10 protein-coding genes are annotated in these 15,294 nt (G+C 37.6%); all 10 read left to right on the plus strand.

Features of this window, described 5'->3' with window-relative positions; translation table 11 throughout:
* The first annotated feature begins 77 nt into the window (after positions 1 to 77).
* A complete protein-coding gene (locus tag EPJ90_RS00005) occupies positions 78 to 290 on the plus strand; it encodes an integrase core domain-containing protein (RefSeq protein WP_228410277.1) in 213 nt (70 codons plus the stop codon).
* 268 nt (positions 291 to 558) lie between these two features.
* On the plus strand, positions 559 to 1,812 hold the full coding sequence (locus EPJ90_RS00010) for a helix-turn-helix domain-containing protein (RefSeq protein ID WP_200542371.1): 1,254 nt from the start codon (positions 559 to 561) through the stop codon (positions 1,810 to 1,812).
* Between the two features lie 102 nt (positions 1,813 to 1,914).
* Positions 1,915 to 3,834 (plus strand): bacterial Ig-like domain-containing protein, encoded by a 1,920-nt coding sequence (locus tag EPJ90_RS08515; protein WP_200542372.1) that lies wholly within the window; start codon positions 1,915 to 1,917, stop codon positions 3,832 to 3,834.
* A 186-nt stretch (positions 3,835 to 4,020) separates the two neighbouring features.
* Entirely contained in the window at positions 4,021 to 5,553 is a 1,533-nt protein-coding gene (locus tag EPJ90_RS00020; RefSeq protein WP_200542373.1) for a leucine-rich repeat domain-containing protein, read from the plus strand.
* Positions 5,554 to 5,723: 170 nt separating this feature from the next.
* A complete protein-coding gene (locus EPJ90_RS00025) occupies positions 5,724 to 8,237 on the plus strand; it encodes a Cna B-type domain-containing protein (protein WP_200542374.1) in 2,514 nt (837 codons plus the stop codon).
* A gap of 159 nt (positions 8,238 to 8,396) precedes the next feature.
* Complete coding sequence (locus EPJ90_RS00030) at positions 8,397 to 9,578, plus strand: NAD(P)-dependent malic enzyme (RefSeq protein ID WP_200542375.1); 1,182 nt, start codon at positions 8,397 to 8,399, stop codon at positions 9,576 to 9,578.
* Entirely contained in the window at positions 9,579 to 10,955 is a 1,377-nt protein-coding gene (locus tag EPJ90_RS00035) for a class II fumarate hydratase (protein WP_200542376.1), read from the plus strand.
* Positions 10,956 to 10,991: 36 nt separating this feature from the next.
* Entirely contained in the window at positions 10,992 to 12,386 is a 1,395-nt protein-coding gene (locus EPJ90_RS00040; RefSeq protein ID WP_244660357.1) for an aspartate ammonia-lyase, read from the plus strand.
* A gap of 73 nt (positions 12,387 to 12,459) precedes the next feature.
* A complete protein-coding gene (locus tag EPJ90_RS00045; RefSeq protein WP_200542378.1) occupies positions 12,460 to 14,622 on the plus strand; it encodes a hypothetical protein in 2,163 nt (720 codons plus the stop codon).
* Positions 14,619 to 15,242 (plus strand): ATP-binding cassette domain-containing protein, encoded by a 624-nt coding sequence (locus tag EPJ90_RS00050; protein ID WP_161636546.1) that lies wholly within the window; start codon positions 14,619 to 14,621, stop codon positions 15,240 to 15,242. The genes EPJ90_RS00045 and EPJ90_RS00050 overlap by 4 nt, the downstream gene beginning before the upstream one ends.
* The last annotated feature ends 52 nt before the right edge of the window (positions 15,243 to 15,294 follow it).

Here is a 15,294-nt window from a genome sequence, read left to right on the forward strand (position 1 = left end):
TTCACACAGATCAAGGAGCTGTCTACCACTCTAAAGCTTTCGCTAAAGCGCATGAAAATTATAACATAATTAGATCTATGTCGCGAGCTGGAACACCTACAGATAATCCAATTATCGAATCATTAAATGGATGGATTAAAGCAGAAATGGCGTGTGATTATCAATACTGGTCCGTAGATAACTTTGAAAATTTTATCGAAGAATATGTACATTATTTCAATTTTGAAAGACCTGCTTACTGTTTAAATTACAAAACCCCTATCCAATATAAAATGGATAAGGGTTTCTAGTTTTTTATTAATGTCTACTTTTGTTTGACAACTCCACGTCTCTGTGAGTTTTTTTCCATTTTCAGGTCTTTGTGTCACAATTTTTGGCGTTTCAAGACAAAGATTGAACCGCACATGTTGAATATCTATAATAAAATAACGCTACAGAAATACTACCGATGTACTGTGAAATGTATTTTCATAGTGTGAGGTTCAATCACATGGTATTATCATCTTAATATACTACATTAAATTTTTAATCCATAGGCTAAAAACAGGAGGGGATTCTATGATTGAATTGATGAATAAATCTGAAAAATTTAAACTTGAATTATTGATCGTTTCATTGAAATCGGGTTCCCAAGAAACCTTCTATTCACAACGCCATGAAAGTCGTCTTGTTCAAGATGTTTTGCAAGATGTTTACGAAGTAACGGGAACTCAATATGAGAGTCTCGGTGCTCTTCAACAAGAAGAAAAGTACTATTTAAGAAATATTGCTTATAAAATGTTTGCGTTTTATGCGAGTCAAAGTAAGTGTGTGGCCATGATTTCGCAAATCTTAGAGGATTTTAGGTCGGATGGACACTGTCACCTAAATAAGATCGAAGACGCATTACATATTTCGCGCAGTACGGCCTATCGTCGCATTCAAGAAATTAATGATGTGTTTTCCAACTACGATTTGCGTTTTGATTTGAAAGAAAATTCAATTGTGCTTGCGGGTCATCCTTTAAATTGCTTGTATCACAGTTACCGCTTTATTAAGTTATTTACGCCACGTCAATTTACTTTGGCCGATCTAATGATGATTCAGTGTCATTACCAAAATGCGACATCGGTGTTGGGGCAATACTCACTTTTTATAAATACAGATAAAGCCTCTTTCATTAATATTCCAATCGATCAAGTTCTGCATGATACGTTCCAATTAAATCAAACATTATACAGTTCAGAAGTTCATGATCGTATTCTTAATTTGTACATGCAAACTGATATCGATCATGTTCATACTATGGAACGCATCAAACATCAAATTGCATCCTATTATGGTTGGACCAATGAGACGCTGGATGTGACTGAGTTGCTTGTGATTTACACGCTGTGTGAAAATATCGTGGTCGGAGAATCGATGTTGCATGAACAGCTTCAAACGCTATTTGAGTCAAATGTCCATGATATTAATGTTGAAGCGCTCTTGAGTTCGTATGAGCTCCCCCAATCATTTCTGAATTTTTTGGCCCTCACCATGCCTTTTAAACCCACTCATTTGCCAAAAGTATCGATTTATTTGGATTTTGCTTATGATTTTATTTTACGAGACCAAATTCAGGCGGAATTAAGTCATATCTACAATCCATCGTTGATTGAGTTTGTTTTTGAACCAACATCCGCCGCCCTTATCATTACAGACTCATTTACCGTTGGGGTGGACCGTCTGAAAGATACCGTGATAGTTTCAACTGTTACGGGCGGTCGTGTTTCCGCGTTAACTTCAATCAGTCAACTTTTAATTGAAAAACAAATGAGAGGGGGTCATTGATCATGTGAAAGGGGTTGTGTTTTTCAAAATGTGTTTTTTCGAAGCCAGGCTTTCTATTTGTATTGATGATATTTCTAATTAAAGTATAGAGGAGAATAATATATGATTAAAAAGAAGGTTATGATTGCATCAGCATTAAGTTTACTTGTCTCAGGGATTACCCCTTTAATGGCTTTGGAAGCTTCAGAAAACACTGTCACGCCTATTTTAAAAGCAGGAACGGTAGAAGATTTATTACCGGATGCTGCGCTCCGTGAAATCATTGCTGCAAATGTTAATGTTGCGGTTGAAGACTTAACCCCTAATGACTTATTAAACGTTTCGATATTAGACATTAATCAAGCGTCTGTAGCGGATTTAACGGGAATTGATCAACTTGTTAATGTTCAAACCATTACCATTCAAAATACAAATGTTACATCCCTTGAACCCATTAAAAATTTACCGGTATTATCAAATATCGTTTTGCGTAATAATGCGAATGCGATTGAAATTGGTCCAAATCTTGGAACCAATCCCGTATTGAAAACGCTTGAGATTAAAGGGGATCATGTTACGGATTTAGAAGTTATTGTTGATGCGAAGGCAAGCTTAGAATCCTTATCAATTACGTTTGCGGAAGCTCATTATGCCGGTGCTGATTTTAGTTGGATTGGTCAATTGGATAATCTTGAAACCCTACTATTAACAAAAAATGGTTTAACGGATATCTCGTTTGTTTCAAGCCTAGCTCATTTAAGAACGTTTGGTGCAGCACAAAATAAAATTAGCGATATTTCATTTTTAAATCAAATGCCACAAACTGAAATGGATATGATTACGTTAAGTGTCAATGAAATCGAAGACATTAGTGCACTTGCTCATTTTGATGCCATCGGTTACTTATCAATTGGAAACAATCCGCTAAGTTCAATTGCTGCTTTAGAAGGCAAGAAGATTTCAACGATAAACCTTGATAATTCGGGATTAAACAATGATGATATTGGCGTCATCTTAAGCATTGCGATTGCGCCAGATGGTCCTAATGTTGGTTATGCCAATAGTATCAGCCTCGATCAAAATCATATTTCTGATATTTCATCTTTAAATGATATTTTAGCACTTCGTCCGGGTGTTATGATTTACGTTAATGAGCAGGGAATTTATGAAGATGCCGTCGAACTTCAAGGTGATTCATATGCTCAAAAAATTGAACTTATCGATTATGAGGGTCAACCACTCGTGTGGGTCGATCCGCTTGGAAGTCATGCAACGGGAACATTTGATGACACGACATCCACGATGAACTGGGCTAATTTTACGGTAGACACGGGTGAAATGATTACTGAATGGTCTTATCACCGTGTTTATAACGGTGGTGAACTTGAGTTTAAAGGAAATGTAATCACACCCTTTTCAAAAGTAACGGTAAAAATTGATGTTGAAGACAGTACGATCTATGTTGGTGATACGTGGAAATCGGAAGATAATTTCGTCAAAGCAAGTGACTCTCAGGGAAATGAGATTGCCTTTGAGGATATTACTGTTGAAGGGGTTGTTGATACGACTAAGCCAGGTACGTATTTAATTACCTATCGATATGGATCCACTTCCTCAATTGCGACGGTTGTGGTCAAAGAAGACTTAACGCGTATTAACGCAAAAGACTCGACGATTCATGTTGGTGATACGTGGGATGCTAAAGATAACTTCGTGTCCGCAACAGACAAAGACGGGAATGCTATCGCGTTCTCACTGGATACTATTGACGTCAAAGGTTCCGTCGACACACAACAAGTAGGCGAATACACGATTATGTATAGCCTAAAATCTAAGACACGTAGTGATGAAAAGAATACTTATGCAGAGATAACAGTTCACGTTATTGATGATAATGCACCGGTAATTCCTGAGAAACCTGAAACACCCGATCCACTTCCTAATACAGGAATTTCAAAATCATACTATGGTGAAGCGGTCATTGGCTTCGGTGCTTTGTTACTTGTTTTAGAAGTGATAAAAGCAAAGCGTAGCGAACACTAAAACGTATGTTTTTCTTAAACAGGCATGAAAATTATCATGTCTGTTTTTTTATGTTTTCAGTACAGGACGATTTTTTTATTTTAGAGTATATCCTTCAAATTTATATAAAAGAGGTTGACGAATCGCTAAAAATCGAATATTCTAAATGCGAAAGCTTTGCATTTAGAATAAAGGAGATAGGATACCGTGAAGAAAAAAATTGTTGTTTTACTGTGTGCATTTATGTTTTGGTTTCAAATACCTGTATATGCTGCATCCATTACCCTCGAGGATGAAGGGATTCGAAATGCCGTCCAACGGGCATTGAAATCAAAAGAAAATGCCTTTGATTTAGAGTCTTTAAAGGGAATAGAGGATTTAAATCGATTTCCAGTTCGCAATACCAAAAGTCTAGATGAATTTGAATACATTCCAAACTTAAAGAAACTGATGATTATGAATTCAGGAGTGCGGGACTATACCCCACTCAAGCACTTAAATGAATTAAAGAGTCTCTTGATTACTCAGTTCAAGAAAAATGATACACAATTTGATGCGGATGTTCTGAAAAATATTCATCTTACTCAACTTGGATTTCAAAATATTAATGTCGTTAATCCAGAGCGTTTGCCCAACACAATCCGTGATTTATCGATGGTAAATACCGGAATGGAAGATGCGAACTTTCTGAGAGGTTACCATGAACTTGAGCGTCTTATCGTTCGGGATGAACGGATTAATCCAAGGACGTTGAGTCTTAATCATCCCCAACTCCAATATTTGACGCTTGAATCGTTGGGGCTTGAATCATTGCCAGATGTAGCCCAACTAAACCAACTTGTCTTTGCGAATTTCAAAAATAATGAATTGAAAAATGTAGATTCATTGAAAACGTTACCGCAACTGAAAGAACTTGATCTTTCCAAAAATAGAATCTCTGATTTGAGTCATATCCCAAGTTCAGTTACAGACTTGAAAGCATTTGACCAAGTTGCGGAAGTTGACCTTTTAGAACATGAAGGTGTGTACTCATTTAAGAATCCATTTAAGTGGATTGATGGAGACGTAATTAAGCCTGATATTTTCTCGGATAAAATCACATATGATAATGAAAACCATCAATTTACACTTAAAGATCTTGATTTAGTTCATGAGATTCGTTTCTTAAAAAAAGATTTGAGTGATGGAGAAAAAATGATGACGGGTCGCTTGAAAATTGGTCGTATTGTGAAAACGAACCCGCTTATTCCGCTGCAGCCAATGCCCAAAGTAAATTTACCTCAAGAATTTATGACATCTTTAGGAAATCCGTATTTGTTTGAGTCACTTTTAAAGGATCATCCAGAGATTCAAACAATGACGTTGGATGTACCTGTCGACTATGATGTTGAAGGTACGATCAAGCGCAATCTTAATGTCGTTTTTAAATCGGGACATATGGTTTCTCATCCAGTAACAATTGTAATCTCGTCAAAGATTTCGCAAGAGGAGAAGAACACCCCAAAACATGATTTAGATACTCAAAATCGACCAGAACAACACGAGGATAAATCCCACTCAGTGATGCCACCTGAAACAAAATCTACGAATAAATCCAAAACGATAACAAATAGTAAGGTAGAACCAAATACCTTGCCGTTGACGGGCGTTAGCGAACGTGATACTGTTTCACACTACTTAATTGTCTTTGGTATGTTACTTCTCGTTTGTCGATTTGTACGCCATCGCACATGTGAATAACTCATTTAAAATAACAAATTATTGTAGTTGAAAGTGAGTCATACCAATGACTTTTGACGAATTGCTGCCGTTCAACTATGAATGGTAGAGTTCGTGTTGAGATCATAAATTAGGTAATATAAGATTTATTTGTGAATGTATATAATCATAAATGTAGAGGAGGGTATGTGATGTTTAAGAAAAAACATTATTTTATGGTATTTATACTCATGACTGGTTTGATTCTAAACATTTTGGGGACCGCTTCAGTTCGAAATGTATATGCGGATAATCGTTATATTACCAAAATGACAATTACAGATAGTAAAGGGAAGCCACTTTCAAACATTAATCAATGGACTGATGTCCAACTAAATTTTGAGTTTGAACTTCCTAACAATACAGTGAAAAAAGGGGATACCACCCTTATTCAATTACCAAAATCATTACGACTTCTAAAAGATCAAGAATTTAATATTGAAAATAAAAAGGGCGATGTTATTGCTGTCGCAAAAGTGGATGCTCAAACTAAAACAATATTAATGACCTATACCGATTATCCCGAACATCATTCAGATGTCAGTGGAGGTCTTTTTGTAAATGTTCGCATTGATACACAAACCATTACTGAAAAGCAATCGGTTCCTATATGGATTGATATTGACGGTCAATCTTACTTTGTTGGTGATTTGGAATACGAAAAAGTTGGTGATAATCCTTCTGAAAAATTTACTAAATATGCTTGGTTTAATAATGATAACGGAACTGAACTCCGTTATGTCTTAAGAATCAATGGCTCAGCCGCAACGTATAATGATGTTCATGTTGAAGATTCATTGAAATCACCGGGATTAAGATATGATGTTTCAAGCTTTAAAATTACACAAGGTATTTGGCGTGTAAATGATGCAGGCTCATTTGTCTTGGACGAAAGTCGCGATGTAACGGATAAATTTCAAATATTGATAAATGAAGATGCAACCCAATTTTCTGTAGATTTCGGTGATATAGATAAAGTCGGTTATCGAATTGATTACAAAGTACTTTCGAACCATGATGCCTTAAATGGTGAATCGTTTGAAAACTATGCCGTTATGAAAGCCAATAAGGAGATAATTAGGGAACGAGATACGGAGCTTACATTTCAAACATCGGGAGGATACGCAAATGGATATCATTACACGATTCGAATTCTTAAGAAAAATGAATCGGGTACACCCTTAGCCGGTGCGAAGTTTGATGTCATCCGTGATTCAGTTGGGCAGTCAGTAGGTACAATCACAACTGATGAAACTGGGATTGGAGTACTCACGGGTCTTTTAAAAGATCACTATACAATAAAAGAACTTGAAGCTCCAAAAGGGTATATGCGACTAGATAAAGAACTGCGCATCACAGAAAATGATTTTGATGGGACGAAAGAATATTATACTGAGATTATTAATAAGCGTTTTATCGATACAATTTCAATATCGGGTGAAAAAATATGGGACGATGATTATAATCGTGATGGAATTCGACCCGATCAAATTGCGGTTCGTTTACGTGCAAACGGTGCAGACACGACTTATAAACAATTTGTTTCAGCCGAAACAAATTGGAAGTATACATTTTTAAATATTCCAAAGTTGGATGATGCTGGCAATGAAATTGTGTATACAGTCCATGAGGACGCGGTGCCGGGTTATGATTCTGTTGTTGAGGGCTTGACCATTACGAACCGTCATAGTCCAGAACAGATTGAAATTAAAGGTAAGAAATACTGGCATTTTGACACAAAAAGCGAAGCGGTGTCACCAAATACTCAACCATTCAATCAAAGTGTGGTTCCAAGTGAAATAACGGTTAATCTCTATGCAAATGGAACTAAAATTGAATCGAAAACTGTGACCAAAGATCAAGGATGGGCATATCAATTCCCAAATCTCCCGAAATTTTTGGATGGAAAAGAAATTCTCTATTCAATTGACGAAGATGAAGTGGCAGGATTCGATTTAACCGTAGATGGCTTTGACCTTCATAATCGTTATCAATCGAATACTATATCACATCAGGTTTTAAAGGTATGGGATGATGACAATAATCGGGATGGTCTACGTCCGCTATCGATTCAGGTGCAATTATATGCGAACCAAGTTCCTTATGGTAATCCAGTTAACCTTGATGGAAGTATGCAATGGATGTTTACTTGGAGTGATTTGCCAAGATTTGATTCAAACGGAGTAATAGTTGATTATCATGTTCAAGAGGTGTCGGAAGTTCCAGGATATCAAAGCAGTTCAGTGCTTGAAAATGGAACAAAATCAATTCTTACTAATACTCATGTTCTCGAAACTATTTCAATCCAAGGCCAGAAACTGTGGAACGATCAAAATCGAGAAACCATGAGACCAAACTCTATTTCGATTCGACTTTATGCTGATGGGGTTCATGTCCAATCGAAAGATGTTTATGCAAATGATGGATGGAAGTATTCCTTTGATATGTTACCAAAATACAAAGAAGGAAAACGTATTCGTTATACAGTTGATGAACTACCAATTCAAAATTATCAATCAACAGTCGACGGATTTGATATCACCAATCATTATCAACACCAATCCAAAACGAAGACTTTGCCGCAAACTGGAATTTCAGATAATCATATCGGATCAATCTTTGTTTTCTTAGGCATGGCATTGATGGCAATTAAAAATCGTGAATAGATCTTAAAGTTTTAGATTGAAAAAGCTCGTAAGCCTTTGCTTCGGGCTTTTTTGTATAAACATGTTGTTCATAATTGCTTTCTTTTGGATTTACACACAGCCTTAACCTATTTAATAGATGAAAATGATAAAATAGAGATAAAATAGAAGGAGTATTGTATGAGTCAATTAAAAGATGCATCACTAGAATTACATCGAAAACTTCAAGGGAAAATTGAAGTCGATATTAAACAACCGGTAACATCACAAGAGGACCTGAGACTTTTGTATTCTCCAGGCGTTGCAGAGCCTTGTCTTCAAATAAAAGAAGATCTCAATAAGGTCTATGACTATACATGGAAGGGCAATACGGTCGCGGTGATCAGTAACGGTTCTGCTGTCTTAGGGTTAGGTGATATTGGTGCGGAAGCGGGCCTGCCGGTTATGGAAGGAAAGGCAATGCTCTTCAAAGCCTTTTCAGGTCTCAATGCGATTCCTTTAGTGATTGATGCGCAAACACCTGAAGACATCATTGCATTTTGTGAGATGGTTGCACCATCATTTGGTGCGATTAATTTAGAAGACATTAAGGCCCCTGAATGTGTCCTTATTGAAGAAACATTACAGCGTTCATTATCAATACCTGTATTTCATGATGATCAACACGGGACCGCAATTGTTGTTCTAGCAGGACTAATCAATGCCTGTCGTCTTGTGGGAAAAGCGTTACCTGACACCAAGATTGTGATCTCAGGAACGGGTGCTGCAGGGAGTGCGATTATCAAGATGCTTTATGCATACGGTGCACGAAATCTTTATGCGACAAACAGCCAAGGCATCATCTCAACAACACAGTCATATGAAGATGATGCGGTTGTAGCGGATTTATGTCAGTATCTAAGCGATGACTTGGAAGCCCAAACATTACAAGACTTACTTGTGGATGCAGATATTTTTATTGGTGTTTCCATTGCGAATTTATTGACGGAACAAGATATTGCGTCAATGCATAAAGATGCTATTGTTTTTGCACTTGCAAATCCAAATCCAGAAGTTCCTTACGACAAAGCAATTAAAGGCGGCGCACGTGTGGTTGGGACGGGACGCTCCGATTATCCCAATCAAATTAATAATGTCCTCGCCTTTCCAGGAATTTTTAAAGGTGCTCTTTCCGTTTATGCAACGGAAATTAATGCATCCATGAAACTTGCCGCTGCACAAGCTATCGCAAGTTTAATTACCGAAGAAGAACTGAGTGAAACATATATTATTCCAAGTGTACTTGATCCACGTGTTGTGGATGCAGTATCAAACGCAGTAGCTCAAAAAGCCATTGAAACGGGTGTTGCAAAGGAGGACTAAATGTCAACATTTGAAGATAAGTTTGGACGTATTGAGATTTCAAACGATGCACTTTGGGGTGTTAATACCCAACGGAGCATTGAAAATTTTCCAATTGGTCAGGAAACCATGCCTAAATCCTTGATTGAATCATTGATTGTTTTAAAAAAAGTTTCGGCCCAAGTTCACCATGCTCATCATAAAATAGCGGAACACACGGTTCGTGCAATAGCTGAAGCATGCGATTTTATCTTAGAAAATGATTTAGACGATGCATTTCCGCTTTCAATTTGGCAAACCGGAAGTGGTACCCAAACAAATATGAATGTGAATGAAGTGATTGCACACATTGCAAACACGCACTTTAAAGGGGAAGGCGTTCACCCCAATGACCATGTTAATTATGCTCAAAGTTCTAATGATATGTTCCCAACTGCCATGCATTTAAGTACGGTTTTGTTGATTAAAACTCGGCTCATTCCAAGTATGGAACACATGATTGAAACATTTGATCAATTAATCGCAGAATATGGATCTATAATGAAAACCGGTCGAACACATCTTCAAGATGCAACACCGATTACGTTTGGTCAAGAGCTTGGGGCATGGCGGCATATGTATCATGAAGGCCTTGAACAATTACATATGTGCTTAGAGTCTTTGCGATCTCTTGCAATTGGTGCCACAGCGGTCGGTACGGGTTTAAATGCTTACGAAGGGTTTGACCAAGCGGTATGTGATGCTTTGAATCAAATGTATCACGAATCGTTTAGACCGACTCCCAATAAATTCCATGCCATCAGTTCTAAAGACAGTTTTGTTTTCTTACAAGGCGCCCTAGCCGCTATTGCTTCAAACAGTATGAAGATGGCAAATGATATCCGTTTTTTAGCCAGTGGACCGCGTTGTGGTTTGGGAGAAATCGTATTGCCTGAAAATGAAGCGGGGAGCTCGATCATGCCTGGAAAGGTGAATCCAACACAGTGTGAAGCCTTAATGATGGTGTGTGCACAAGTTATGGGAAATCAAACTGCCATTACCATTGGTGCGGCATTGGGGAATTTCCAATTAAATACCTTTATGCCATTAATTATCCATAACACCAGTCGGTCAATTTGCTTACTTTCGGATGCTTTGAATTCTTTTAACCTTCGATGTTTAAAAGGGCTTGATGTTGATACACACCAAATGTCCGATAATCTGCATCAATCTTTAATGACTGCCACATTTTTAAATCGTAAGTTTGGTTACGATCAGACCGCGAAAATTGTGAATCAAGCTCATCAAGAGGGTAAAAGCATAAAAACGGTCGTAGTAGAACTTGGGGCAATGCGTCCCGATGAATTTGATGCATTTTTTGATTATCAAAAAATGATTAAACCTGACGAAGCCCAGTAATATTTAAATGAACTTAAAGACAAAATGGAGAACGGTATGAAAAACCAAAATGTTCGTATTGAATATGATTCTTTAGGGAGCGTTAAGGTTCCTAAGGATGCTTTGTATGGTGCACAAACAGTCCGTGCACTTCAAAATTTTCAGATAACAGGAAGACGTGTCAATGATATGATGTACCTAGCATTGGCTCAGGTTAAAAAGGCGTGTGCCCTTGCCAATAAATCAGTGGGTGAGTTGGATGGACCTCGCTGTGATGCAATTGTTTTTGCATGTGATGAGATTATAAGTGGTAAGTATAAAGATGCATTTATCACAGATGCGATTCAAGGAGGTGCGGGGACGTCCATGAATATGAATGTAAATGAAATTATCGCTAATCGGGCAGCCCAAATATTAAACCGGCCGATTGGTGTTTATGACTACATCCATCCCAATGATCATGTGAATCGGGCACAGTCTACAAACGACATCATTCCAACAGCTGGAAAACTAACGGTTTTAAATCTTGGAATGTTGTTGGTTGAAGAGATGACCTTTCTCGCAGATACATTTCATGCGAAAGCCCTGGAATTTAGTAAGATCATCAAAGTCGGACGGACCCATCTTCAAGATGCCGTTTTGATTTCAATGGGGCAAGTCTTTCATAGTTATGAGTCTGTAATACGCCGTGATATCCAACGGTTAAAACAGTCTCTGAGTGAAATGCAAGTTATTAATTTAGGGGCAACCGCAGTAGGGACGGGCATTAATTCAGTTGAAGGGTATCGCGAACAAGCTGTTTCGCACTTAAGTCGAATTACAGGAAAATCTTTTGTAAGTGCAGAAGACCTCGTCGATGCAACCAAGCACGTCGATGGCTTTGCGAATGTTCATAGTTCATTAAAAACCTTTGCGGTAGGCTTATCGCGAATTTGTAATGACATCCGGATGATGGCATCAGGACCCAAGGTAGGGTTTAATGAAATATTTCTTCCTGAAAAACAACCAGGAAGTTCAATTATGCCGGGTAAAGTTAATCCAGTGATACCTGAGGTTGTGAATCAAGTTTGTTTTCAAGTGATTGGTAATGATGCGACGGTTACTCTTGCCGCCGAAGCCGGACAAATGGAGTTGAATGTGTTTGAACCCGTTTTATTCGATAACTTGTTTGAATCCTTGGAGATCTTACGTCATGCATGTGCAACGTTACGCATTCATGCAATTCAGGATATTAAAGTTAATGAACATCGCATTCAAGATTACGTGGAACACTCACTTGCGATGGCAACAGCATTGGTGAAATATTTGGGTTATGAGAAAGTTTCTGAAATTACCAAACAAGCCCTTAAAGAAAATAAATCACTTAAGACTTTAGTCCTTGAACAAGGCTTGATGAGTGAGGCTGAGGTGGATGAGGCTTTAAAACCCGAATCCATGATTCATCCACGGTAAGCCTGAAATAAATGTTTTAATTGAAAAACACAGTAAAAATTCTGTGTTTTTTCGTAAAATAAGGGGGGATTTGATGCGTAAACTTGGTTACATTTTTACGATTTTAACGGCATTGCTTTTGTTTAATATTACGTTTACACAATTTGATCGAGGCTATAAAGCAAGTCAAAATTTGCTTTTTAAACAAGAACAGCTTAATGGGTCAATGAAGACAGTAACTATGAGTTTGAGTATGGAACGGTATCAAGGAAGCCAATCATCGTTTCTTGGCGAACTGATTGCGTTTTTTCAAAAATATAATTATGATGGTGTGATTAATATTCAAGATCGTTATACCAATAATTTCTATGTATATACGGATCAAAGTCAAGTTTTGAACCACTTAAAACTGAGTGACCGTATCGATGATTTCAATTTTAAATCTCAAGAAGAACAGCGCTTTATTTCAAACAATCCGCTTCAAAAAGATGCGACTGCGTACGTATTACCGTTTAATCGTAATGAAAACGCGCCAAAAAGTGATTCCTACAATCCAGAAATCAACTACTATCCGCTTCACTTTTTGGAAAATAGAGACAATCAGTCGGAGCATCTCATTGTTGGTCTTCAAGTATTTGTGCAACCGGAAAAGATGGGAACGTTTAAAGATGCATTTTATAACGATTTTCTGCAACCACTGATTCCCTGTGCGGATGTAAGTGATCACGCCTACTGTGGTATGGTGATTTCAGATGATTCTAGAGAAGTTGAAGTACTTGATCAACTCATGCAGCTGAACGCTTTCACCAATCCGTTTGAATTTCCCAATTCACTCTTAATTTTAACGATTGGGACGTTATTTACCATTCTTGTCATGATTAATTTGGAAGAAAATCGTGAAATCACCATTCGACACCTCCATGGCAACCGACCGATTCTTATCTTTAAGAAAATCTTTCTAAGACCCGTTTTAGGATATCTCGCTGTTTTCATAAGCACATTCATCGTGATGAGTGTGATAAACATTGGTTTCATTCACACGATCTCACTACGATATCTTCGTAATTTAGGCATACTTACAGCAATCTATTTTGGGTTTGTCATGGTTACAATAATCCTGTTTTTCTTATTTCAAACTTTTACTGTAAAAAGCATGTTTCTAAAGAGACGTACAAAATCTAGGATTATCCAGATTGTTATTCCATGGTTTAAAATCGTTGCGGTAGTAATCTTAGCGATTCCCTTGGTAGGAATCTATGATTCCTATCAAAACATTCGACAATATAAACATGTTGTTTCGAAGACCCCAGCATTGCAATCAGGATTAATGATCAGTTCAATTAACTATGGTTATGACACGACATCGAGTGAATCGGATGCGTTTAATATGAAGGTCTTTGAATTGGTAGAACATTATGGTTTATCGTATATCAATAGTGATTCAATGATAGATCGTCATGGAGACCGGGGATACATTATTACAAATCGGAATGCACTTAACGGTGAGTCAATTCTCACAAGAGAGGGTCATGTTCTTGATTTAAGGAGACTTGAAAGGAACACGATGCTTGTACCTGAAGGCAGTGAGGATATGCCAATACCACATTTTGAAGTGGATACCATCCCAGTCCGTCAAACACCAAACGTCGCCTCAACAACATACCAAAATATCCGCAATAGCATTCGTAGGAACGTCCCCATCTTAATAGTAGTGACGCCAGACGCACAATTTGTGGAGTGGATTAGTACGAATTCAGTCTTTGCTTCACAATCGAAGGAAGCTTCTTTTAATCACGTTGTTCAAGAGATTTCAAAGTGGAGCGATATGCCTGAAATCACAAGATTAGAAGACGTCTTTGAAACAACGATGACAATGTATAAAGAAAATCAATTTAAATTTTATGTGATGTTCGGTGCAACCTTATCGCTCATGGTCTTGTTTTCAAGCTTGATTTTTGAGATGTTTATCGACCAAAAAGGTATGGAAGTTTCAGTACAGTATCTCCAGGGGAAACATCACATGGAACGTTATGGCGGCGTGATTGTGTGGAATATGATGTCTGTTGTGGTTGGCTATGTGATTGTGATTATGTATTCAACGAGGATGGCTTCAGAAGGGAGTCCAAAGATTTCGATTCAAAGTCTAACATTTCTATCATTTCTTGTACTCTTAACGGATTTTATCTGGATGATTTACCAAATTCGAAAATTTGAAAATGAACATGTGTTGAATTTCTTGAAAGGAGATTTAGGATGATTCAACTTGAAAACATTACCAAAACATTTGGAAATCGTGTAATTCTTAAAGATTATTCGCTTACGATTCCTCAAAACAGTTTTACGATTATTGCCGGTCCTTCGGGATCTGGAAAAAGTACGCTTTTAAATATCATGGGGCTTTTGGATGTTCCGGATAGCGGGGATGTCACAATTTTAACCCAGCGAAATCTTAAACCCTTTTCACGGAGGGCAACCACCATGTTACGCAATCATATTGGCTATTTATTTCAAAACTTCGCATTGGTTCCAGAAAAGACCGTAGCCTATAATTTAAAAATTGCGATGGAAGGGTTAAAGACTTCTCAAGATACGATGCTTGATGCCTTGAATCAGGTAGGACTACCCAATATTTTAGATCAACATGTTTATCAATGTTCGGGGGGAGAACAACAACGAATTGCGATTGCCCGATTACTCCTTAAACCTTGTGATCTGATTCTTGCGGATGAACCTACGGGTAGTTTAGACGCAGCGAATAAATATCTTATTTTTGATCTTCTAAAAGATTTACAGGCGCGTGGGAAAACGGTTGTTGTTGTAACGCATGATCAAGATTTAATCGCGCTCGCAGATCATGTTATTTATTTAGAAACTTAAAATAGACGTCATTAAGTGTCGTCTATTTTCGTTATAATTTTAGACAGGAGGT

It is taken from the genome of Erysipelothrix sp. strain 2 (EsS2-7-Brazil), assembly GCF_016617655.1.
GTDB classification, from domain to species: domain Bacteria; phylum Bacillota_I; class Bacilli_A; order Erysipelotrichales; family Erysipelotrichaceae; genus Erysipelothrix; species Erysipelothrix piscisicarius.

Bases quoted from the DNA above. Each gene is read 5' to 3' on its own strand.
- EPJ90_RS00035 (WP_200542376.1), top strand. From the start codon at position 9,579: ATGTCAACATTTGAAGATAAGTTTGGACGTATTGAGATTTCAAACGAT.
- EPJ90_RS00050 (WP_161636546.1), top strand. From the start codon at position 14,619: ATGATTCAACTTGAAAACATTACCAAAACATTTGGAAATCGTGTAATT.
- EPJ90_RS00040 (WP_244660357.1), top strand. From the start codon at position 10,992: ATGAAAAACCAAAATGTTCGTATTGAATATGATTCTTTAGGGAGCGTT.
- EPJ90_RS00010 (WP_200542371.1), top strand. From the start codon at position 559: ATGATTGAATTGATGAATAAATCTGAAAAATTTAAACTTGAATTATTG.
- EPJ90_RS08515 (WP_200542372.1), top strand. From the start codon at position 1,915: ATGATTAAAAAGAAGGTTATGATTGCATCAGCATTAAGTTTACTTGTC.
- EPJ90_RS00045 (WP_200542378.1), top strand. From the start codon at position 12,460: ATGCGTAAACTTGGTTACATTTTTACGATTTTAACGGCATTGCTTTTG.
- EPJ90_RS00025 (WP_200542374.1), top strand. From the start codon at position 5,724: ATGTTTAAGAAAAAACATTATTTTATGGTATTTATACTCATGACTGGT.
- EPJ90_RS00030 (WP_200542375.1), top strand. From the start codon at position 8,397: ATGAGTCAATTAAAAGATGCATCACTAGAATTACATCGAAAACTTCAA.
- EPJ90_RS00005 (WP_228410277.1), top strand. From the start codon at position 78: ATGTCGCGAGCTGGAACACCTACAGATAATCCAATTATCGAATCATTA.